Genomic DNA, 21,537 nt, shown 5'->3' with positions numbered 1-21,537 from the left:
AAATTCAGATGTATAGACGTCTAAATGTCTTTATTACCGGAACAGATGAGGAACAGGCAATGTCGCAATACCATACCTTTACCGCTCAGGACGCCGTGGCGTATGCCCAACAGTTTGGAGGCCTCGACGATCCCTCCTCGCTGGTGGAGGCGCAGGAGGTAGGCGACGGTAACCTCAATCTGGTGTTTAAAATTTTCGATAACCAGGGCGTCAGCCGCATCATCGTTAAGCAGGCCCTGCCCTACGTGCGCTGCGTGGGTGAATCCTGGCCGCTGACGCTGGACCGCGCCCGTCTCGAAGCGCAAACCCTGGTAGAACACTATCAGCACAGCCCGCAGCATACGGTGAAAATCCACCACTTCGACCCGGAGCTGGCGGTGATGGTGATGGAAGATCTTTCCAGTCATAAGATCTGGCGCGGCGAGCTTATCAACAACGTTTACTACCCGCAGGCGGCGCGCCAGCTGGGTGAATACCTTGCCCACACCCTGTTCCACACCAGCGATTTCTTCCTGCACCCGCACGCCAAAAAAGCGCAGGTGGCGCAGTTCATCAACCCGGAAATGTGCGAGATCACCGAAGATCTGTTCTTCAACGATCCGTACCAGATCCACGAGCGTAATAACTACCCGGCGGCGCTGGAGAGCGACGTCGCCGCCCTGCGCAACGACGATCAGCTGAAAATTGCCGTGGCCGCCCTGAAGCACCGCTTCTTCTCCCAGGCTGAAGCGCTGCTGCATGGCGACATCCACAGCGGCTCGATTTTTGTCGCCGACGGCAGCCTGAAGGCCATTGATGCAGAGTTTGGTTATTTCGGCCCGATTGGGTTTGATATCGGCACGGCCATCGGCAACCTGCTGCTGAACTTCTGCGGCCTGCCGGGGCATCTGGGCATCCGCGACGCGGCCGCCGGACGTGAACAGCGTCTGATTGATATTCAGCAGCTGTGGACCACCTTCGCCGAACGTTTCCAGGCCCTGGCCGCAGAAAAATCCCGCGATGCCGCGCTCAGCGTGCCGGGCTATGCCAGCGCGTTTCTGAAAAAGGTCTGGCATGACGCCATTGGCTTCTGCGGCACCGAACTGATCCGCCGCAGCGTGGGCCTGTCGCACGTGGCCGATATCGACACCATCCGTGATGACGAGATGCGCCACGAATGCCTACGCCACGCCATTACCCTGGGCAAGGCCCTGATTGTGATTGCCGATCGCATCGACAGCGTGGACGATCTGCTGGCGCGGGTGCGTCAGTACAGTTAGGTGCGGTCTGTTTGCCCGGTGGCGCTAACGCTTACCGGGCCTACGATTTTCCTTCACCCTAAATACTCAATCACCGACAACCCGCCGTTGTAATCCGTGCTGTAAATAATCCCTTGCGCATCAACAAACACATCACAGGACTGGATCACCTGCGGACGGTTGGGCCGCGTATCCATCATCTTCTCCGGCGCGGCGGGCACCAGCGCCCCGGTCTCCACCGGACGATACGGATTGGAGATGTCGTAGGCGCGTACCCCGGCGTTCTGATAAGTGGCGAAAATCAGCGTTGAGCTGACAAAGCTCCCGGGCCGATTCTCATGCAGATTGTGCGGCCCGAAGTGCGCCCCTTTCGCCACATAATCCCGCTCCTCTGGCTGCGGGAAGGTGGCGATGCTGATTGGGTTCGACGGCTCACGAATATCAAACAGCCAGATCAGCTTCTCGCCGTCCTCCTGATTGTCGAGCACCGCTTCGTCCAGCACCACTAACAAGTCGCGATCCGGCAGCGGCAGCGCGGTATGGGTACCGCCGCCAAACGGCGGGCTCCAGTTGCGATGGCTGATCAGCTTCGGCTGACTACGATCTTTCACATCCAGCAGCGTCAGACCGCCGTCGCGCCAGCTGCCGTAGGCGGTATCGCCCGCGATAATGGCGTGGTGCAGAGCGTAGCGTTTGCCTTCCGGCCAGTCCGGGGTTTCCCCTGCCGCCTGGTTCATTCCCGGCAGCCACCAGCGCCCGGCAACCTGCGGCTTGCGCGGATCCGCCAGATCGATGGTCAGGAAGATATAGTCGGTAAAGCCGTCGATCAGCGCCGAGACGTAGGCCCAGCGTCCGCCCACGTACCAGATGCGGTGGATGCCAATACCACTCAGCGACAGAAAACCGATCTCCCGCGGCTTATCCGGGGTGGAGATATCAAAGACGCGCAGCCCGGCGCTCCAGCCTTTGTCCTGTACGTCGCTGACCGTCTCTCCCACCTGGCGGGTGTAGTAGACCTTTTCATCCGCAAAGCGGGCATCGGCAAACAGATCCCGGGCGTTGATCACCAGCAGCAGATCGTCGTGGGCCTGGAGATGCACGTTCCAGGTGCCGGGCGGCGCGGGAACAAAGCCTGCCGCCTTCGGTTTTTTTGGGTCACGGACGTCCACAATGGAAAAGCCCTGGGACACCATATGGCCAATATACGCGAAGCCGCGATGCACCATCAGCTGCACGCCGTCCGGGCGTCCGCCCTGATCGCTGTGGCCGATTAAGCGCATATTACGGCTGTATTCGGGTTGAGGTAATGAAGACATATTTGAGTCCTTTCGCCCGGTGGCGCTGCGCTTACCGGGCCTACAGGTGCGAAATGTAGGCCGGGTAAGGCGCAGCCGCCACCCGGCAATGTTTATTTTGCCTTCGCTTCCAATGTTGCGAACCACGGGGCGATAAAGTCTTCGGTCTGGCCCCAGCCTGGAATGATCTTGCCCAGAGACGCCACGTTCACCGCACCCGGCTGGGCCGACAGCAGCGCCTGCGGAATGGCCGCGGCTTTAAAGTCATAGGTCGCAGGCGTCGCTTCCCCGGCAATTTTGTTGGCGATCAGACGCACGTTAGTGGCGCCAATCAGCTTCGGATCCACCGCCACGCTCACTACCCACGGGCTCCCCGCTTCGCGCATCAGCTGCAGATCCTGGTTAGAGATGTCGATGCTGTAGAGTTTGATCTCAGTGCGGCCGTTCTCTTTCAGCGCCTTATACGCGCCCTGGCTGAAGGCATCCCAGGTACCCCAGATGGCGTCGATCTTGCCTTTCGGGTATTTCGCCAGCACCGCGCCCACTTTATTAGCGGTGTCACCCTGCACGTCGGAGGAGACCGCGCCGATGGACTCCAGCTCTTTGATGCCCGGGTTCTGCTTCAGCAGCTCCTGATAGGCGGTCTGACGGCGCTCCATCGGCGGGAAGCCTGCCACCCACAGCTTGATGATATTGGCCTTGCCGTTGAAATCTTTCACCAGCTGGCCGAATGAGAGGCTGGTTAGGGAGGCGTCGTCCTGCTGGGTAACGGTCACGCCCGGGATCTCACCGTTTACCGCGGTATCAAATACCGCCACCTTGATCCCGGCATCCACCGCCTTTTTCACCAGCGCGGTGGAGTACGGATCGCGACCCTGGGAGAGAATAATCCCGTCATATTTCTGGCTGATCGCCTGGTTAACGAAGTCCTGGAATTTGGCATCGTCGCCGTTGCTTAAAAAGGTGCTGACCTTAAAGCCGAGCTTTTTCCCTTCCTGGACCGCACCGGCCACAAACTGGGTGGTGTTGTCGTCAGAGCCGAGGTTACGAATGACCGCGATGCGGATCTGGCCGTCGTGATTGGCAATGGCCGCCGGAACCGGCGCAGGCGTCGCCGCATAGCCCGGCAGTGAACTCAGTAATCCCAGCGTCAGCAAAGAGAGTGCAACTTTTTTCATTCTGTTATCCCGTTGTGTTGTTAGCGTTTTTGTACGTACGTAATCGCCAGCGCCACTGCAAGCACCAGCCCTTTTATAATGTCCATCGCGTAATAGGGCACCGAGAGCATCACCAGCCCGTTCGAGAGCACGCCGAGGATCACCGCCCCCACCAGGGTCCCCAGCGCATTCGGTTTGCCGGAGCCCGCCAGCGAAAAGCCGATCCACGCCGCCGCCACCGCATCCATCAGGTAGCCCCCGCCCGCGTTCACCTGCGAGGAGCCAATGCGCGAGGCCAGCAGAATGCCGCCCAGGCCCGCCAGCAGCGAGGCAATCACGTAGGCCGCCACTTTGTAACGGGTGGTGCGAATGCCGGACAGACGAGCCGCTTCCGGGTTGCCGCCAATGGCGTACATCCGGCGGCCATGAGTGGTCAGCGACAGCCCCAGCTGCGCCAGCAGCGTCACCGCCAGCATGATGATGACGATGGTCGGCACCTGGCCCAGCGCGCCAAACGCCGCCGGAATGGTCCCTTCCGCCATATCGCCGCTCGGCAGCACCATATTTTCGGTGATCGACCCGCCGTAGCTGTAGGTCATCGCCACGCCCTGGATCACAAACAGGCTGGCAAGGGTCGCAAGCATGTCGGGAATGCGCAGGATGACGATCAAAAAGGCGTTAAACAGCCCCACCAGGGTACAGAGCGCGAGGGTGATCAGAATGGATTCGGTGGTGCCAAACCCGTGCCAGACAAACAGCGAGATCACCAGCGCATTGGCCAGCGACGCCGTCGAGCCCACGGAGAGGTCGAACCCACCGATGGTCAGGGAGATAGAAACCCCGACGGCAATTACCGTCACGATGGCGATGGAGCGCAGAATGTTGATGATGTTGTTGGGATCGAGGAAGTTCTCTGACGCCACGCCGAAAATGGCCACCAGCGCGACCACCGTCAGCAACATGCCCCATTTGTAGAGAAAATCGAAAATTTGCTGACGGCCAGACGCCGCCGCCGTCACTGAAAGGGCCTTGCTCACGACGCCGTTCCTCCGGTTGAATAATAAAGTAATGTCTCTTCGCGGGCGTTTGCCCCCTCGACTTCCGCCACGATGCGCCCGTCCCACAACACGCAGATGCGGTCGCACAGGCCCACCAGTTCGGCAAACTCCCCCGAGGCGTAAATCACCCCTTTGCCTTCCCGCGCCAGGCCGTCAATGAGCTGGAACAGATCGGTTTTGGCCTTCACGTCCACCCCTTTGGTGGGCTCGTCAAAGATCAGCACCTGAGCGTTGCCGCGCAGCCATTTGCCGATCGCCACCTTTTGCTGGTTGCCCCCCGACAGACGGCGCAGCACCTGCCCCGGCCCGCGGGCACGCACGCCCACCCGGGCAATCACCTCTTCCGCCCAGCGCCACGCCTGGCGATGACCAAACAGGCTCCAGCGCGAAAAGGTGTTATCCGCTGACACCGCCAGGTTCATGCTCACCGGCTCATCGATAAAAATGCCCTCTTTGCGCCGCTCTTCCGGCACCAGCGCCAGCCCGCGCAGGACGGAATCCGCCGGATCGCGCGGCTTCCACGCCTGATGGTTCAGCTCGCCCTTCGCCACCTGGCTTTTGCTGGCACCAAACAGCGCCTTGCAGAGTTCGGTTTTCCCGGCTCCCGCCAGCCCGGCGATCCCCAGAATCTCGCCCTTACGCAGGTGCAGGGAGATATCCTTCAGCAGCCCTTCGTCGTGCAACCCCTCCACGCGGAGCAGCGTCTCCTGGCTGTGCGGCGGTCGCGCTGGCGGGTAGATATCGCTCAGCTCATGGCCGAGCATCTTCTCGACAATCGCTTCCCCGCTGAGCTCCGCCATCGGGCCGGACTCAATCAGCTTGCCGTCGCGCAGCACCGTTAAGGTGTCGCAGATCGCCTTCAGCTCGTGAATACGGTGGGAGATAAACACCACCCCGATCCCCTGCTGCTGCAGTCGGCGCACCACGGCGAACAGCCGCTCGCTTTCGTGGGCGTCCAGCGGCGCGGTGGGTTCATCCAGAATTAAAAAGCGGCAGTGATGGGAGAGCGCCCGCGCCAGCAAAATCTGCTGTTTTTCCGCCAGGGTGCAGCTGTCGATGGAGCGCCGCACGTCGAGGGTAACGTCCAGCTGCGCCAGCGCCTGGCGGGCTTGCTCGCGCATCGTGCCCCAGCGGAAGCGGTGCCCCGGCTGCGCCAGATGGTCGAGCATAATGTTTTCGGCAATGCTGAGGCCGGGGATCAGCGCCACGTCCACCTCCTGCTGCACCAGGTGGATGCCCAGCTGTTTGGCATCCACCGGCTCGCGAATGGCGACGGGCTGATTGTTAATGCTGATCTCGCCCTCGTAGCGCCCGTGCGTCCCGCACAGCACCGCCATCAGCGTGGACTTCCCGGCGCCGTTCGCACCCATGAGCGCGTGTACCGATCCGCCCGTCAACGTGAAATCAACGCGCGACAACGCCTGAAAGCCAGAAAAAGCCAGGCTGATGCCACGCATCTCGAGGCGACTGGTTGTCATCCGCTGCTATCCTGTAATTAATCGTTTGATTTATAGAATTTTTCACAGCCTTGTCTGGCTGGCAACGACGGAAAAAGCATAAGATAAAGCAAAAAAGCATTAGCCATCCGGATGTCCAGACATAACATCAGGTTAGCGCTTCGCAAAAAGGACAACATCATGAGCAACACTGACATCCGCGTCGTTCCCGGCCCGGCAAACTACTACTCCCACCGCGGCGCCCTGGCCCGGCTGGACGATTTTTTCACCCCGGTGCAACTCTCCCGGGCGGTGTGGATCTACGGTGAACGCGCCATTGCCGGTGCCCGCCCGTTCCTGCCGGAGAGCTTTAACGCCCCGGGGGCAAAGCAGCTGCTGTTTAAAGGCCACTGCAGCGAGCGCGATGTGAATGACCTGGCGCAGGCCGCGGGGGATGACCGCAGCGTGGTGATTGGCGTCGGCGGCGGCGCGCTGCTGGATACCGCCAAAGCGGTGGCCCGTCGTCTGGGTCTGCCGCTGGTGGCTATTCCTACCATCGCCGCCACCTGCGCGGCATGGACCCCGCTGTCGGTGTGGTACAACGATGCCGGGCAGGCGCTGCATTTTGAGATCTTTAACGATGCCAACTACCTGGTGCTGGTTGAACCCGAGATCGTCCTCAACGCCCCGGCGGAATACCTGCTGGCTGGCATTGGCGATACCCTGGCGAAATGGTATGAAGCGGTGGTGCTGGCACCTGAGCCGGAACACCTGCCGCTGACGGTAAGGCTCGGCATTAACGGCGCGCTGGCGATCCGCGACGTGCTGCTAGAACACAGCGAGCAGGCGCTGGCCGATCAGACCCGCCGCGAAGTGACCCGGGAGTTTCATGACGTGGTGGACGCCATTATCGCGGGCGGCGGGATGGTCGGCGGGCTCGGCGAGCGCTTTACCCGCGTGGCGGCAGCGCATGCGGTGCATAACGGCTTAACGGTACTCCCGCAGACCGCGCCATTCCTCCACGGCACCAAGGTGGCGTACGGCATTCTGGTGCAGAGCGCCCTGCTTGGTCAGGACGACGTGCTGCGCGAACTGGCGGCGGCGTACCAGCGCTTTAACCTGCCCACCACCCTGCGCGAGCTGGAGATAGACATCCACAACCGCGAGGAGCTGGACCGGGTGATCGCCCATACCCTGCGCCCGGTGGAGTCGATTCACGCCCTGCCGATCGCCCTGTCGCCTGAGGTTCTGCGCGCGGCGTTTGAAAAAGTCGAAAACCTCAGCCACCCGGCGCATTGACGTCGGGCAAACGCCCTCTATACCTAATGATGGTTCTCATCACTTGAGTTGAGGTCATCATGCAGATCGATTTAACAGGTAAGAAGGCGCTGGTTACCGGTGCCAGCCGTGGGTTAGGCCGTGCCATTGCGCTGTCGCTGGCCCGGGCGGGTGCCGATGTGGTTATCACCTATGAAAAATCCGCCGATAAAGCCCAGGCCGTCGCGGATGAAATCCGGTCGCTGGGGCGGCACGCCGAGGCGATCCAGGCGGACAGCGCCAGCGCAGAGGCAATTCAGGACGCCGTCACCCAGGCGGCGCGCAGCCTTGGTGGGCTGGATATTCTGGTAAATAACGCCGGGATCGCCCGCGGCGGCCCGCTGGAATCCATGACCCTGGCGGACATTGATGCCCTTATCAACGTCAACATTCGCGGGGTGGTGATCGCCATTCAGGAGGCGCTGGTCCATATGTCCGACGGCGGGCGGATCATCAACATCGGCAGCTGTCTGGCCAACCGCGTGGCCCAGCCAGGTATCGCCGTCTACTCCATGACCAAATCGGCACTCAACTCGCTGACCCGAGGGCTGGCGCGCGACCTCGGCCCGCGCGGGATCACCGTTAACCTGGTCCACCCCGGCCCGACCAACAGTGACATGAACCCGGAAGACGGCGAGCAGGCCGCCTCCCAGCGTCAGCTTATTGCGCTCGGCCACTACGGTCAGCCGGATGATGTCGCCGCTGCGGTAACCTTTCTCGCCAGCCCCGCCGCCGGGCAGATCTCCGGTACCGGCCTGGACGTGGACGGCGGGCTGAACGCCTGATGCCCGCTCGCAGTTCTGATGTAAGCCTCTGTTCTCTGGCAGAGGCGTTTTCGACCCGCTTCGACGAACCGTTATCTGCCCCTTTTTTCGCCCTGCCCACCGCCCTACAGTAGCCCATAAGTAATTCGGAATTTATCTAATAGTCTTATTATTTCCTTATATTTTGTGTGGGTGTACAGTGGAGGTACGGATGAAGATTGTCTGGTCAAAAACCGCAGAGAAGCAGCTGGCGAAAATTGATCCCCGTTATCGGAAGCGCATTGAGTTGAGGCTGGCAGGTCTGGATGACAACGCCTCTCCCGTAGCAGATATAAAAAAATTGTCCTCACCCGAAAACCACCATCGTTTGCGAGTGGGTGATTACAGGGTCATCTACACGTTAGAGAATCAGCAAAGCGATACCTGTTACGTGGTATCCGTTAAGCGTCGAACAACAACGACCTATCTTCATGAGGAGCATATGGAATATGACTGTTCAGTTAATTAAGGATGAAGAAGGAAAAGCGCAATATGCCGTCATTCCGTACAGCGAGTATTTTCGCATGCGCTTAGCCATGCTGGAGTACGATGACGACGATGAAAACGAATGGGAAGACATCCCATACGAATCAGATATTTACGATAATGTGGGTTTACCAGGGGAGGTCTGCAACGTGATGCATAGCGAAAACGTCAGCCTGCAGGCGGCCTGGCGCATTCATCGCGGCTTATCCCAGCAGGAGGTCGCCGACAAACTCGGCATCAGCCAGTCCGCCGTGTCGCAGCTGGAAGCCGTTGACTCCCGCCCGCAAAAACGCACTCGTGAGAAACTGGCCGCCATTTATGGCTGTAAGCAGGAACAGATCAGTCTGTATTTACCGAAAGAGGGTTAACAGCACTTCGCCCCGCCTTTGCCGCCATAACGCGCATCCTGGCGATCGCGGAAAAATTCTTCGTAGCTCATTGGCGTCTGGTCGGGGTGGTTGACGCGCATATGCTCGACGTAGTTGTCGTAGTCCGGCACGCCGATCATCATCTTTGCTGCCTGACCTAAATATTTACCGGCTTTGGATAGGGTGTCGAACATTTCTTTTATCTCACAGAAAATGTAGGCCGGGTAAGCGCTAGCGCCACCCGGCACACGGGTTAATGCGCCCCTTTCGCCTGGGTCACAATCTCTTCATAGTTGGCTGGCATCGGCTCGTACGGCGTCTCTTTCGCCGTTGGCTTGTCCTGTTTCAGGGCGGCCATCGCGGTCTTCAGAGAATACAGCGCCAGCACCACAACCACCACCATAAAGAAGATGGTCAGCCCGGCATCCAGACGGTTGTTAAACACCAGCTGGGACAGCTGCGATTCGGTGTACTGCGCCGGGATCTTGCCGCTGTCGATCATCGCCTGGAACTTGTTGGCGATGGCCAGGAAGCCCACCTTCGCATCCGGGCTGAAGGCTTTCTGCCAGCCGGCGGTCAGGGTACAGATCAGCAGCCAGGCCGTTGGCACCAGGGCCACCCAGGCATAACGCTGACGTTTCATCTTGAACAACACTACCGCGCAGAGCATCAGCGCCATACCGGCCAGCATCTGGTTCGCGATACCGAACAGCGGCCACAGGGTGTTGATGCCGCCCAGCGGATCGACTACCCCCTGATGCAGGAAGTAGCCCCACGCCAGCACGCAGAGCGCCGTCGCCAGCAGGTTAGCCGGCAGCGATTCGGTGCGTTTCAGGCCCGGGGAGATCACCCCCAGCAGATCCTGCAGCATAAAGCGCGCCGCACGCGTCCCCGCATCCACCGCCGTCAGGATAAACAGCGCTTCGAACAGGATCGCAAAGTGATACCAGAACGACACGTCCATCAGGCCGCCCAGCGCGCCGTGCAGAATGTAGGCCATCCCCACCGCCAGGGTCGGCGCACCGCCCGCACGAGAGATAATCGACTGCTCGCCCACTTCGTTAGCAATGTGGGTCAGAGTCTCCGGCGTAATGGCAAAGCCCCAGCCGCTGACCACCTGTGCCGCAGACGCCACCACGTCCGCCGTACCGGCAGGCGCCAGCACCGCAATCGGGCTGTTCATCGCAAAGTAGACGCCCGGATCGATAATGCAGGCCGAGACCAGGGCCATAATGGCCACGAAGGACTCCATCAGCATGCCGCCGTAGCCGATAAAGCAGGCCTGGCTTTCATTGGCCAGCATCTTCGGCGTGGTGCCGGAGGCGATCAGCGCGTGGAAGCCAGAAACCGCGCCACAGGCAATAGTGATAAACAGGAACGGGAACATGTTGCCGGTCCAGACCGGGCCGGTGCCGTCAATGAATTTGGTCACCGCAGGCATGGTCAGGGTCGGGCGCATGATCAGAATGCCAATCGCCAGCCCGACAATGGTACCGATTTTCAGGAAAGTGGAGAGGTAATCGCGCGGGGCCAGCAGCAGCCACACCGGCAGTACCGCCGCCACAAAGCCGTAGCCCACCAGCATCCAGGTCAGCTGCACGCCGGTAAAGTCAAAGTACGGCGCCCAGGTCGGGCTCTCGGCCACCCAGCCGCCGGAGATAATGGCGAACACCAGGAAGAACAGGCCGATCACCGACACTTCACCGATGCGCCCCGGGCGCAGATAGCGAATGTAGATGCCCATAAAGATCGCCAGCGGAATGGTAAAGGCGACGGTATAAGTTCCCCACGGGCTGTGGGTCAGGGCTTTCACCACGATCATCGCCAGCACCGCGAGGATGATCACCATGATCATAAAGGTCGCGATCAGGGCAATGACTCCAGCGGTCGGGCCCATCTCCTCTTTCACCAGCTCGCCGAGCGAACGCCCGTCGCGGCGGGTGGAGACGAACAGCACCATAAAGTCCTGCACTGCCCCGGCCAGTACCACCCCGGCGAGGATCCAGATCATCCCCGGCAGATAGCCCATCTGCGCGGCAAGCACCGGCCCGACCAGCGGCCCGGCTCCGGCAATCGCGGCAAAATGGTGACCGAACAGCACTTTTTTATCGGTTGGCACATAGTCCAGCCCGTCGTTGTGGCGCACCGCAGGGGTCATGCGCGTCGGATCAACCGAGAGCACGTTGCGGGCGATAAACTTGCCGTAAAAACGATAGGCAATCAGATAGATACAGACCGCTGCGACGACTATCCACAGCGCATTAATCTGTTCACCGCGGTTGAGGGCGATATAGCCCAACGCAAAGGCCCCCACCACGGAGAGCCCTGCCCATATGAGGTATTTCCCTGAGTTATTCATGATATGGTTTCCATCATCGCAGAAGTGAGATGTTACATTTTGTATCTATAACACTCGCTTAAGATTTAACAACTCAACTACACGTAAAAACAGACATCCAACCAGTCATTTACATAACAGTGTTAAGCCGATCACTTTCACCCTGTACGCCCGCCGTCTCGCTTAATACCCACTTCACACTTCGCGCAAATTTCCCCTTATCCGCAATTACAGGATGATTTACATCAGTTTTTTTGTGGTCTTTCTCACCAGAATAGCCAGGCGAGACCTCACATAAACAAGGAAAAGGAAATGAAAAGTTCACACCCTGAGGAGTACAAGGTTGGTCCCGGCGCCTATTTTGCTCTGGCGTTTGCCGCCGTTTTTTTCTCCGGCCTGTTGGGCGGTAAAGAGTGGTACGGCGTGTTTGATTTCACCACCCTCAACGGCGCGTTTGGCAAGGTGGTGAGTAAAGCGAGTCTTGATGATGGCACCTTAACCACCGCCACCAGCGCCTTTCGCGGCACCGGCGGCAGCGGCGCGATGGATGGGTTTCTGTTTGCCCTGGGGCTTATCCCGGCGGTGATGTTTGCGCTCGGCATGATCAATGTTCTGGAGCACTACGGTGCCCTGCGTGCCGCGCGTAAATTGCTGACCCCGCTACTGCGCCCGCTGCTGGGCATCCCGGGCACTACCGGCCTGGCGATGATCGGCAGCCTGCAAAGCACCGACGTGGGCGCATCGCTGACCCGCAACCTCGCCGACGAGGGGCAGATCACCGAGAACGAAAAAGACGTTTTCGCCATGTTCCAGTTCTCCGCCGGGGCGATGATCACCAACTTCTTCTCGTCCGGCGCGATCCTCTTCACCCTGGTAGCCATCGACGGTACGGCGGCAGTGCCGACCTCCATCGGAGCCTGTATCGGGGTGATGTTCATCATGAAAATCGTCGGCGCCAACATGATGCGCCTGATAGTCAGATTCCAGAATAAAGCCCCCGCCTCTGCCCCGGCACAAGGAGAAGCCTGATGAGCGCCCCACAATCAAATCCTGTTATTACCGACGTCTTCGTCGAAGGCGCCCGCAAGGGCTGGAACATCGCCACCAGCAGCACCCTGCCGAACGTGGTGATGGCTTTCATCATTATCAAAGCCCTGGAGATCACCGGGGCGTTAAAGGGGCTGGGGATGGTTTTCGCCCCGCTGATGGGGCTGTTCGGCCTGCCGGGCGAGGCCGCCGCAGTGCTGATTGGCGGCTGGATGTCGATGGGCGGCGGGATCGGCGTCGCCATCGGCCTGTTTGATAAAGGCATTCTCACCGGCGAGCACCTGGCGATCCTCGCCCCGGCCATCTACCTGATGGGCTCTCAGGTGCAGTACCTCGGGCGCATTCTGGGGGTGATTGGCACCCGCGCCACCCGTATTCCGCTGATGATCGGCATCTCCGTCATCAACGCCTTCTTAGCCATGCTGCTGATGCGCATTATTCTCTGAAAAAGGACCTCGCATGAACCTTGAACATTACATTGAAGAGCTGAAAACCCTGGTCAACGTCGACTGCGGCACCAGAACCCTCGACGGCGTCGCGACGGTGGCGGGCATTATGCAGCGCCTGTGGCAGGCCGAAGGCTGGCATGCTGAGCAGGTGGATCTCGGCAACCAGGTGGGCCCTGGCGTTTTAGTCACTAACCAGCCGCAGGCGGAGAAATTTGACGTGCTGCTGGTCGGCCATCTCGATACGGTGTTTGCGCCGGGCACGGCGGCAGCGCGTCCGCTGAGTCAGGATGAAACACGGCTGTACGGCCCTGGCGTCTCGGACATGAAAAGCGGCCTGCTGAATATTCTGTGGGCGATGCGCGGGCTGGACGCGGCTGACAAAGCGCGGCTGTCCATTGCCGTGGCGATGAACCCGGACGAAGAGACCGGCTCGGTGCACTCCCACGCATGGATCGGCGAGCTGGCAAAACGGTCCCGCTGCGTGCTGGTGTGTGAAGCGGCGCGCGCCGACGGCTCGCTGGTGAAAGCCCGCAAAGGGATGGCGGGCTACCAGCTGCACTTCAGCGGCGTGGCGGCGCACGCGGGTAACGACCCGGAGAAAGGCCGCTCGGCGATAACGGCGCTGGCTAATGCGATTATTGCCATTAACGGGTTAACAGACTGGGATCGCGGCACGACCCTTAACGTCGGAGTGATTCAGGGCGGCAGCGCGGGCAACGTGGTGGCAGACAGCGCGAGTGCCGAGCTGGACGTGCGTTTCTGGGAAAACGACGAGTATGACCGGGTGCATCAGGCGCTGGAGGGGTTATGCGCGAAAGGCTTCCTTGACGGAGTCACCACCACCCTCACCCGTGTAAATCACAAACCGGCGATGGCCACCAGCGACGACACCCGGGCATTAATGCAGAAGGTTGAAAACGCCGGACGCGAAGAAGGGATCGCCATAACCTGGCAGGCGGTGGGCGGCGGCAGCGATGCCAACCATACCGCCGCGCTGGGCATCCCGACGTTAGACGGCTTTGGCCCGATCGGTGCCGGATTCCACAGCCCGGCGGAGTGGCTGGAGATTGCCTCGATCGCGCCGCGGATCAGGTTGTTGAAGCGTGTGGTGTCCATGTTGTAAACCCCTCACCCCGGCCCTCTCCCCATAGGGGAGAGGGTGTAATCGTTCCCTCTCCCCTATGGGGAGAGGGTTAGGGTGAGGGGCCAGCACGCACAATCTCACTCTACCCCAACACCATCGTACTCAACCGGCAGGTACAGCAGCGCCGTCCCTGCTCGTCAAATACCACGATCTCCCAGCTCTGGCTGGTGCGCCCGAGGTGCAACGGCTGACACACCCCGCGCACTCTCCCCTGCGATACCGCCCGGTGGTGGGTGGCATTCAGCTCCGTTCCCACCACGCTCTGCCCGTCGCGGGTCATCAGAAAACCAGCCATCGACCCCAGTGTCTCCGCCAGCGCCGCCGACGCGCCGCCGTGCAATAAACCAAACGGCTGATGGGTGCGGGCATCCACCGGCATTTCAGCTTCCAGCGTGTCGTCACCGATACGGGTGTAGAGGATCCCCAGATGCGCCACCAGGGTGTTCTGACTGGAGGCGTTCAGCTCCTCCAGCGATAAATGTCGTTTCCAGATCATCTAGGCCCCCAGCGTGGAGCCGCCGTCCACCACAATATCCTGCAGCGTAATGTGGCTGGCATGGTCGGAGGCGAGGAACAGCACGGTGCTGGCGATCTCCTGCGGACGGGCAATTTTGCCCAGCGGGATCCCCAGCTTGAATTGTTCGCCAAAGCCGCGAATGCGCTGCTGCTCGGCGTCGTCGCTTACCCACAGGGTGCGCTGCATGTCGGTATCGGTGGAGCCCGGCGAGACCAGATTGCAGCGCACGCCGCTGCCCGCCAGCTCAAGGCCAACGGTCAGGGCCAGGCTCTTCAGCGCCGCTTTCGAGGCGCCGTAAGCACTCATGCCGATGCGCGGGGTGTGCGCCGCGTCGGATGCTACGGTGACAATCGCCCCGCCCTGCTGACGACGGAACTGGCCCATCGTCTGCTGGAACAGGTTAAACGCCCCGCCCACGTTGACCGCAAACGTCTCCTGCCAGTCGTCCTGCGACAGCTGGTCCGTTCCCCCCAAGCGTAAAATACCGGCGGCGTTAACCAGCACGTCCAGGCGATCAACCGTCGCCAGCACACGTCCGCAGACCTCGTTTACCTGAACAGCGTCAGCCACGTTCAGCACTTCGGTGGCAAACGGATAACGCGCCTGCGGGAAGGCGACGTCAAAACCCGTCACCTTTGCCCCCGCCTCGGCAAACGCAAGGGCGGTGGCGTAACCGATGCCTTTTCCGGCCCCGGTCACCCAGACGGTTTTCCCCGTGAAATCCAGCATCATTTCACCTCGCGGGAGAGCAGCGCCCACCAGGCATCCAGGGTCGGTTTTTTCGCCAGCATCACGAAGTCGATATCGCCATGCACTTTGCGCCAGCGCGCCGCCAGGGCCATCATTCGTACCGAATCCAGACCGTAGTCGATCAGGTTTTCGTCATCCATTGGCTCGTCGGACTCATCCAGCAGCGGCAGGATCAGTTCCCGCAGTGCGTCTTTCGAGGCAGGAATGGACGGCAGCAGCTCGTCGGTGGTCACCACGCGCCCGGAACAACCGGCCACGTACTTGAGCGACATCAGATGCTCGTCACGGGTGAAATCCGCCAGCGCGTCGGCAACAAAGAACGGCTGAATGTCGCGCATAAAGGCGTCGGTGGCGGTGGTCATACAGCCGATGTGGGCGTACACGCCGGTGATGATCAGCTGGTCGCGCCCGGTCTCTTTCAGCATCTGCTCCAGCGGCGAGCGGTGAAACGCGCTGTAGCGCCACTTCACCAGCACGGTGTCGGCCTCATCGGGCGTCAGTTGTGCGACAATGCGCTGCTGCTCCGGCGAGCGGGTCAGGCCCGGCCCCCACATGTCGTTCAGCAGGGCGCGATCTTCATCACTCTGCTCTTTCGGCTGGGCGGTGTAGTAAACCGGAATGCCCTGCTGCTTGCAGTAGTCGCGCAGGCGGGCGATGTTCGCCACCACCTGCGCCATCATCGGGCAGTTATCGCCCCAGAAGTTGAGGAAATACTCCTGCATATCGTGGATCAGCAACGCCGCGCGGGAAGGCTCCAGCGTCCAGCTCACTTTGTTGGTCGGCAGATCTGCCGCGCCTGGCAGCGCGTAACCGGTTAATTTTGGAATTGCCATCGTCTTGCTCCTCAGCCCTGCGCCCGTTCGGCCAGCCACAGGCGTAATTGTTTTTTGTCGACTTTGCCTACCGGCGTCAGGGGCAGTGCCTCCAGGCACTCCACGCGATCCGGCAGCTTGAATTCAGCCACGCCCTGCTCGCGCAGGAAGCGGCGCACCTCGACCGCGCGCAGGGGCTTTTTCACCACCAGATACGCGCAGCTCTTCTCGCCCAGCAGGCTGTCCTCCATGCTGACCAGCGCGGCGTGGATCACCGATTCGTGGCGCAACAGCAGGTTTTCCACCTCTTCGGCGGCAATCTTCTCCCCGCCACGGTTGATCTGATCTTTCTCGCGCCCCTGCACGGTGATGTAGCCTTGCTCGTCAATGGCGATCAGATCCCCGGAGCAGTAAAAGCCGTTCTCATCGAAGGCGCTGGCGTTGTGTTCCGGGCTGTTGAAATAGCCGCGGAAAGTGTACGGCCCGCGGGTCATCAGACGCCCCACCTCGCCGCGCGGCAGCGGATTGCCGTGCTCATCGGCCACCCACACTTCATCATCCGGGCACATCGGGCGACCCTGGGTATTGATGATGCGCTCCGGCGAATCGTCCAGCGCAGTGTAGTTCACCAGCCCTTCGGCCATGCCAAACACCTGCTGGAGCTGGCAGCCAATCTCGGCCGGAATGCGGGTCGCAAGCGTTGCGGAAAGCCGCGCCCCGCCAACCTGCAATAGCTCCAGCGACGCCAGCTGGGCATTGCCCGCCCCTTCCGCAATAGCCTGTAACCACAGGCTGACCGCAGGCGGCACCAGCGAGGTGACGGTAACCTGATGCTGATGGATCAGCGGGAAGCAGAGCGTGGCGCTCGGATCGTGAGCCAGCACCACGCAGCCCCCGGCCATGAAGATCCCGAGCGTGCCCGGGGAGCTCATGGCGAAGTTATGCGCCGCAGGGAGCGCGTTCAGGTAGCGGGTTTGCGCGGTGATACCGCAGATCTCGTTGCTGCGACGGATGCTGTAGTAGTAGTCGTTGTGGGTGCGCGGGATCAGCTTCGGCGTGCCGGTGCTGCCGCCGGAAAGCTGGAAGAAGGCCACTTCGTCCGCCGGGGTCGGGGTGGCGATAAAGTTCTCCGCCGGGCGGTCAATGGCCGCCTCCAGGGCGTGTTCCCCCTCATCACCGCGCAGCCAGACCAGGCGCACGGAGCGGTGCTGATCGACAAAGGTGTTCAGGAAATCGTCGCCGGCAAAGAGCGCATGTTCGCGGTCGGCAATCAGCAGCGCAGGTTTGATCTGCAAAGCGTAGGCGTTCAGCTCGCTGCGCTGATGGCTGAACAGCGCATTTACCGGGGCCACGCCCACCTGCAACAGCGCGAAAAAGGTGATGTAGAACTCGGCGACGTTGCCCAGCTGCACCAGCGCGGTTTCGCCACGCTTGATCCCTTTTGCCTGCAGCGCAGACGCGAGGTTATTGACGGCGTGCCGGAACTGGCTATAGGTCATGCGGCGTTCGCCGTCGATAAGCGCCAGCGCCTCGCTGTCGCCGTGACGGGTCAGAATGTCCGTCAGGGGCAGATCCTGCCAGTAACCTTTTTCACGATAGCGGCGGGCAAAATCATCGGGCCAGCGGGTAAAGGGAAGGGTCATGTTTAATCCTTAGTGCAAGCCAAAAACGTTGAGCATGGTGGTCAGTTTCACGCCGGTTTCGCGCCATTCGGCCACCGGCGAAGAGGCCGGAACAATCCCGGCACCGGCAAACAGGCGCACGCTGTTGGCCTGAATGCGCGCGCAGCGGATGGTGACCACCCACTCGCCATTGCCTTCGCTGTCGCACCAGCCGACGATGCCGCCGAACAGTTCGCGGTCGAACGGCTCCAGCTCGGCGATCAACTCTTTCGCCGCCTGGTGCGGGAAGCCGCTCAGGGCCGGGGTCGGGTGCAGCAGGCAGGCCAGGGTCAGGGCGTTTTCGTGCTCGCGCGCCTCGCCTTCCACCGGGGTAGCCAGGTGCCACAGGGTCGGCGTGGTGACCAGCTGCGGAGACGCAGGCATGGTAAGCTGATGGCTGCGCGGAGCCAGCACCGCTTTCATCGCCTGGGTGACCAGGTCGTGTTCGTGGCGATCTTTTTCCGAGGCCAGCAGCTTGTTGCCCGCCTCGCGATCGAGAATGTCATCCGGCTGACGACGCGCGGAACCGGCCAGCGGCAGGGAGCTAAAGTGCGCTCCCTCTTTACGCAGCAGCAGCTCCGGGCTCGCCCCCAGCAGCACCCCGCCGTCCTCCAGCGGGACGTGGAAGTTAAAGCTGGCCGGGTTCTGGGCGATCAGTTTTTCCAGCAGCGCGCTGCTGTCGATGTTCTCCGCCGTCGCAATGTCGATAAGCCGGGAGAGCACCACTTTGTTGACGCGCGGGGTGGCGGTCAGCGCCGCGGCGCGGGCCACCATATCCTCAAAGGCTAACTGCGCCGGGATCTCGGTGCGGGATTTCACCGTCAGCGGCGTCGACCGGGCGGCATAGCGGGCAGACTGCTGGCGCGCCGGGCGGGCAAAATTTTGCCACTGCTGGGGGATAAACAGCGACGACGGCTGACGGGTATCGAACGGGATGGCCCCGACCATCACCGGGTTAGCAATCCCGGCGGCTTTGGCATCGGCAAAGGCCTGCGCCAGCTGCTGCTGAAACGCGCTCGCCGGATCGTCGCCGTTGACGGCAGGGGTAGTGAAGCGGGCAAAACAGCCAGACGTGGTGAAACTGCGATAAGGCGACATAAAAAAGAAGCTGTCTTTTTGCAGCCGGGTCGCGGTGTGCTGAACATCCTCAGCCAGTGACGTATCCATATCATCCTCCTGAAATGATAAAAGCAGTAAGAATTATTATCATTTATATTTTCGCTGGCTAACCTAATCCCAGAGCGCGATGGTGTCAACCGCAGAGCGCGCAACTTGTGCGACTATCGCTTGCATCCCTGCGCCTCATTCATGAAAATGAGAAGCATTAACTCCAACAAAAACAGGATGCACCTTAGTGAAACTGCCCGCCGCATGCCGTAACACCCTGCTTTTAATCAGCCTTTTACTTTCAGGATTAACCTCAGCCGTCGCCGCCGACTGGCCGCGTCAGGTCACTGACAGCCGTGGAACGCACACTCTGGAGAGCAAACCGACGCGCATTGTCTCCACCAGCGTGACCCTCACCGGCTCCCTGCTGGCGATTGACGCCCCGGTGGTCGCCAGCGGTGCTACCACGCCAAACAACCGCGTCGCGGACGATCGGGGCTTTTTACGCCAGTGGGGCGACATCGCCAAACAGCGTAAGCTGGCGCGGCTCTATATCGGCGAGCCTAGCGCCGAAGCCGTTGCCGCCCAGATGCCGGATTTGATCCTGATCAGCGCCACCGGGGGCGATTCTGCCGTCGCGCTGTACGATCAGCTCTCGGCCATCGCCCCGACGCTTATCATCAATTACGACGACAAAAGCTGGCAGGCGCTGCTGACCCAGCTCGGCACCATTACCGGCCAGGAGAAGCAGGCTGCAACCCGAATTGCCGAGTTCGATAAGCAGCTCGCCCGAGTGAAGCAGCAGATGAAGCTGCCGCCGCAGCCGGTCAACGCCATCGTCTACACCGCCGCTGCCCACAGTGCCAACCTGTGGACCGCCGAATCGGCGCAGGGCAAGCTGCTGCAACAGCTGGGCTTCTCCCTTGCCACCCTGCCCGCCGGGCTGAACCCGTCCCAGAGCCAGGGTAAGCGCCACGACATCGTGCAGTTAGGGGGGGAAAACCTGGCCGCCGGGCTGAACGGCGAAGGGCTGTTCCTGTTTGCCGGCGACCAAAAGGACGTGGATGCGATTTACGCCAACCCGCTGCTGGCCCATCTGCCAGCGGTGCAAAACAAGCGCGTCTGGGCGCTGGGCACAGAGACTTTCCGTCTGGATTATTTCAGTGCGACGCGGGTGTTAGAACGTTTAGAGACGCTTTTCAAATAAAGGGCTCCCAACCCGTAGGCCCGGCAAGCGAAGCACCGCCGGGCGCTTTTGCCGGATGGCGGCTTCGCCTTATCCGGCCTACAAAATCGGGCTATGACACCTTTTCAATAACCATTGGTTCCTGCCGGAACCGGCGCAACTCCGCCAGCACCACCAGCAACATCACCCCCACTAACGCCAGCACAAATCCGCTGCTGCTCGCCGAGGCCACCGGGGTCATTATCGCCCCCAGGCCACCCAGGATCGCCGCACCCATGGCATCGCCGGTGACGTTCTGCGCCGTCCACAGGCCGTTGATGCGCCCGAGCATCGCTTCCGGGGTCTGGGTCTGGATCAGGGTGTACTGCAACAGCGAACTGACCGCGCTCAGCCAGCCGAACAGCGCCAGACAGACCACGCCCAGCGCCCAGACCGGCATCAGGCTAAAGAAGCCAATGGCGATAAACGAGGCCAGGGTCGCCAGCAGCATAATCAGCCCCGGACGCGCGCTCTGCGCCAGATTGCCGCTGGTAAGCGCACCAAAGGCCGCGCCCAGTGGGATGGCGGCATACAGCAGACCGATCTGCGACACGCTCATCTGCCACTCCAGCGCCAGCGCCGGATAGAGCACCCGCACCGCGCTCGCCATCGTCAGCAGGCCGCCCATCAGGGCGATGCCGCCGATCAGCGGATTGCTGAACAGAAAACGGATCGCCGCCAGCAGGGATTTCAGCGGATGTTCCCGCGGCTGCGGCGGAGGCGGCAGTAAAGGCAGACGCAGCAGGGTTAAGGTGGTAATAAAGGTGCCCGCCGCCGCCAGACCGTAGTTCCAGGCCACATTCCCGGTGCCGAGCAGCAGCCCGCCGACCATCGGCGAGATCACCGATCCCAGACGCACGGTGAGCATCGTAATCGCCCCCGCCTGCATCAGATTCTCGCGCCCCACCAGCGCTGGCGTCGCCGCCAGCAGCGCCGTTACCCCAAGGGAGGCAAAAAAGCCGTCCCACAGGCCGAGGGCGTAAATGGCGATCAACGACGGCTCCGGGAGCATGGCGTTCAGGCACAGGCCGACAAACCCTACCCCGCAGGTGCCGCGGGCCAGCAGGATCAGCGTCTTACGCTCGTAGCGATCCGCCAGCACCCCGCCCACCATCAGGCCGATAAACATCGCCCCGCCGGTCAGGGTAACGGAGAGCCCCACCAGCCAGCTGGAGTGGGTCATCATCTGGATTTGCACCGGTACGGCCACGCCGAGCAGGCCAAGGGATAAAATGGAGATAAAACGGGCAATAAAAACAGCACGAAACGCCGGATGGGTCTTCAGCAGGCTCAGATTGAGCAGCCAGGATTGTCGGGTCATTACAAAGC

The 21,537-nt window shown here is 61.1% G+C and carries 21 protein-coding genes; 9 read left to right on the top strand and 12 right to left on the bottom strand.

Annotation, left to right across the window (positions count from 1 at the left end; all coding sequences use genetic code 11):
• The first annotated feature begins 59 nt into the window (after window positions 1-59).
• Window positions 60-1,259: an S-methyl-5-thioribose kinase gene (mtnK, locus tag FHN83_RS17835; protein WP_139564539.1), complete on the top strand. Its 1,200-nt coding sequence runs from the start codon at window positions 60-62 to the stop codon at window positions 1,257-1,259.
• 53 nt (window positions 1,260-1,312) lie between these two features.
• On the opposite strand, the gene FHN83_RS17830 is transcribed toward mtnK, so the two are convergent.
• From FHN83_RS17830 to FHN83_RS17815, 4 genes are all read right to left on the bottom strand, one after another.
• The gene (locus FHN83_RS17830; protein ID WP_139564538.1) at window positions 1,313-2,554 is read right to left on the bottom strand and encodes an LVIVD repeat-containing protein; all 1,242 of its coding nucleotides are present in this window, start codon (window positions 2,552-2,554) and stop codon (window positions 1,313-1,315) included.
• A gap of 92 nt (window positions 2,555-2,646) precedes the next feature.
• Window positions 2,647-3,711: a sugar ABC transporter substrate-binding protein gene (locus FHN83_RS17825; protein WP_139564537.1), complete on the bottom strand. Its 1,065-nt coding sequence runs from the start codon at window positions 3,709-3,711 to the stop codon at window positions 2,647-2,649.
• A 20-nt stretch (window positions 3,712-3,731) separates the two neighbouring features.
• Window positions 3,732-4,727, bottom strand: coding sequence for an ABC transporter permease (locus tag FHN83_RS17820; RefSeq protein ID WP_039031390.1), 996 nt, complete (start codon window positions 4,725-4,727; stop codon window positions 3,732-3,734).
• Window positions 4,724-6,226, bottom strand: coding sequence for a sugar ABC transporter ATP-binding protein (locus FHN83_RS17815; RefSeq protein ID WP_139564536.1), 1,503 nt, complete (start codon window positions 6,224-6,226; stop codon window positions 4,724-4,726). The genes FHN83_RS17820 and FHN83_RS17815 overlap by 4 nt, the downstream gene beginning before the upstream one ends.
• 159 nt (window positions 6,227-6,385) lie before the next feature.
• On the opposite strand from FHN83_RS17815, the gene FHN83_RS17810 reads away from it, so the two are divergent.
• From FHN83_RS17810 to FHN83_RS17795, 4 genes are all read left to right on the top strand, one after another.
• Window positions 6,386-7,483, top strand: coding sequence for an oxidoreductase (locus FHN83_RS17810; protein WP_039031392.1), 1,098 nt, complete (start codon window positions 6,386-6,388; stop codon window positions 7,481-7,483).
• A gap of 59 nt (window positions 7,484-7,542) precedes the next feature.
• Window positions 7,543-8,286 carry an SDR family NAD(P)-dependent oxidoreductase gene (locus FHN83_RS17805; protein ID WP_039031393.1) on the top strand — a complete coding sequence of 248 codons (744 nt, stop codon included), beginning with the start codon at window positions 7,543-7,545 and terminating at the stop codon, window positions 8,284-8,286.
• A 190-nt stretch (window positions 8,287-8,476) separates the two neighbouring features.
• Window positions 8,477-8,773, top strand: a complete 297-nt coding sequence (locus FHN83_RS17800; RefSeq protein ID WP_039031394.1) for a type II toxin-antitoxin system RelE family toxin — start codon at window positions 8,477-8,479, stop codon at window positions 8,771-8,773.
• Window positions 8,754-9,158, top strand: a complete 405-nt coding sequence (locus tag FHN83_RS17795; RefSeq protein ID WP_039031395.1) for a helix-turn-helix domain-containing protein — start codon at window positions 8,754-8,756, stop codon at window positions 9,156-9,158. The genes FHN83_RS17800 and FHN83_RS17795 overlap by 20 nt, the downstream gene beginning before the upstream one ends.
• Here FHN83_RS17795 and FHN83_RS17790 read toward each other — a convergent pair.
• Window positions 9,155-9,352, bottom strand: a complete 198-nt coding sequence (locus tag FHN83_RS17790; protein ID WP_139564535.1) for a YbdD/YjiX family protein — start codon at window positions 9,350-9,352, stop codon at window positions 9,155-9,157. The genes FHN83_RS17795 and FHN83_RS17790 overlap by 4 nt on opposite strands.
• 59 nt (window positions 9,353-9,411) lie before the next feature.
• Entirely contained in the window at window positions 9,412-11,517 is a 2,106-nt protein-coding gene (cstA, locus tag FHN83_RS17785) for a pyruvate/proton symporter CstA (protein ID WP_039031397.1), read from the bottom strand.
• Window positions 11,518-11,808: 291 nt separating this feature from the next.
• Between cstA and FHN83_RS17780 the strand changes: the two genes are divergently transcribed.
• The 3 genes from FHN83_RS17780 to FHN83_RS17770 are packed head-to-tail and all read left to right on the top strand — an operon-like array spanning window position 11,809 to window position 14,115.
• The gene (locus tag FHN83_RS17780) at window positions 11,809-12,525 is read left to right on the top strand and encodes a nucleoside recognition domain-containing protein (protein WP_039031398.1); all 717 of its coding nucleotides are present in this window, start codon (window positions 11,809-11,811) and stop codon (window positions 12,523-12,525) included.
• The gene (locus FHN83_RS17775; RefSeq protein ID WP_139564534.1) at window positions 12,525-12,989 is read left to right on the top strand and encodes a YjiG family protein; all 465 of its coding nucleotides are present in this window, start codon (window positions 12,525-12,527) and stop codon (window positions 12,987-12,989) included. Before FHN83_RS17780 ends, FHN83_RS17775 begins: the two co-directional genes overlap by 1 nt.
• 13 nt (window positions 12,990-13,002) lie before the next feature.
• Window positions 13,003-14,115, top strand: coding sequence for a M20 family metallopeptidase (locus tag FHN83_RS17770; protein ID WP_139564533.1), 1,113 nt, complete (start codon window positions 13,003-13,005; stop codon window positions 14,113-14,115).
• Between the two features lie 103 nt (window positions 14,116-14,218).
• Here the strand turns inward: FHN83_RS17770 and entH are convergent, their stop codons facing one another.
• The 5 genes from entH to entC are packed head-to-tail and all read right to left on the bottom strand — an operon-like array spanning window position 14,219 to window position 19,043.
• A complete protein-coding gene (entH, locus tag FHN83_RS17765) occupies window positions 14,219-14,632 on the bottom strand; it encodes a proofreading thioesterase EntH (RefSeq protein WP_139564532.1) in 414 nt (137 codons plus the stop codon).
• On the bottom strand, window positions 14,633-15,379 hold the full coding sequence (gene entA, locus FHN83_RS17760) for a 2,3-dihydro-2,3-dihydroxybenzoate dehydrogenase EntA (protein ID WP_139565454.1): 747 nt from the start codon (window positions 15,377-15,379) through the stop codon (window positions 14,633-14,635).
• A gap of 2 nt (window positions 15,380-15,381) precedes the next feature.
• Complete coding sequence (locus tag FHN83_RS17755) at window positions 15,382-16,236, bottom strand: isochorismatase (RefSeq protein WP_139564531.1); 855 nt, start codon at window positions 16,234-16,236, stop codon at window positions 15,382-15,384.
• A gap of 11 nt (window positions 16,237-16,247) precedes the next feature.
• Entirely contained in the window at window positions 16,248-17,858 is a 1,611-nt protein-coding gene (gene entE, locus FHN83_RS17750) for a (2,3-dihydroxybenzoyl)adenylate synthase EntE (RefSeq protein ID WP_139564530.1), read from the bottom strand.
• A 9-nt stretch (window positions 17,859-17,867) separates the two neighbouring features.
• Entirely contained in the window at window positions 17,868-19,043 is a 1,176-nt protein-coding gene (gene entC / locus FHN83_RS17745) for an isochorismate synthase EntC (RefSeq protein WP_039031405.1), read from the bottom strand.
• 187 nt (window positions 19,044-19,230) lie between these two features.
• On the opposite strand from entC, the gene fepB reads away from it, so the two are divergent.
• Entirely contained in the window at window positions 19,231-20,190 is a 960-nt protein-coding gene (fepB, locus tag FHN83_RS17740; RefSeq protein ID WP_138369621.1) for a Fe2+-enterobactin ABC transporter substrate-binding protein, read from the top strand.
• 91 nt (window positions 20,191-20,281) lie between these two features.
• Here fepB and entS read toward each other — a convergent pair whose 3' ends face one another.
• On the bottom strand, window positions 20,282-21,529 hold the full coding sequence (entS, locus tag FHN83_RS17735; protein ID WP_139564529.1) for an enterobactin transporter EntS: 1,248 nt from the start codon (window positions 21,527-21,529) through the stop codon (window positions 20,282-20,284).
• Window positions 21,530-21,537 lie beyond the last annotated feature (8 nt).

The organism is Leclercia adecarboxylata (assembly GCF_006171285.1).
GTDB classification, from domain to species: Bacteria; Pseudomonadota; Gammaproteobacteria; order Enterobacterales; family Enterobacteriaceae; genus Enterobacter; species Enterobacter barmai.
Note: the sequence above shows the minus strand (reverse complement) of the source record. Positions and strands in the feature narration are given on the sequence as shown.